This is a genomic window from Xanthomonas sp. MUS 060 (assembly GCF_000963215.1).
Classification (GTDB): Bacteria; Pseudomonadota; Gammaproteobacteria; order Xanthomonadales; family Xanthomonadaceae; genus Xanthomonas_A.
The window spans coordinates 1-685 of sequence record NZ_JZIM01000110.1 but is presented as its reverse complement, the minus strand read 5'-3'; the positions used below and the strand labels follow the sequence as shown (position 1 = coordinate 685).

General features: G+C 52.8%; 1 pseudogene. It reads left to right on the top strand.

Annotated elements, in window-relative coordinates:
- Nucleotides 1–546: pseudogene (locus XANALMUS060_RS20905) on the top strand (hypothetical protein); the annotation flags it as partial.
- Nucleotides 547–685 lie beyond the last annotated feature (139 nt).

Here is a 685-nt window from a genome sequence, read left to right as displayed (position 1 = left end):
TTGTCATCGTTGATTGAGAGAACATGGCGCTTACGTCATGCTCAAGAAGAAGCAATACAGCTTGCACAAGCCAGCTATCTGCAATCGGAGCGTACCCTTAGACGGCGCGTTATCGAGTACACGGATATTAATGTACACATCAACAAGCTGCGCAAAGGCATCGTGTCCTACCTCCGCGCGAAAGGCCAGCATTCAGCCGCGATGGAAATGATACGTACCGGCATGATCCAGAGCCGCCTGCTCGACGAATACGTGACAGCCCTGTACCCGCTCGGGATCGAGACTCACGGGTTGTATGAAATATTAGGCTCAGTGCCCTTTAGCAACTTGTGCAATACGGAGTTCAGGCTCAGCCTAAAGGGGAATTCCAAGCGCTTGTCGGTAGGATTGCAAGCAATTGGCAACCTACCGCAGCGTACTCAATGTGATCGACGCGTTGCCACCAGCGAACAGACACCATCTCAAGGCAAGAGTCTGGCGCACAAGACATCACCAGGGGATCACTGTCTGCATCATCGCCTACGTATCGCCACAGGATCATGTTAAGCACTTTGCGCATGATGTGGACTCGGAACTAGCATCCAGACTCAAAACGCATGGCGGCACCTGCCGACGCCGCCATGCCTATAGCCTTAGTTTCCTCGTTTCCGAGGCACTCAATGCAAGGATCAATCTGCGGCAGTGA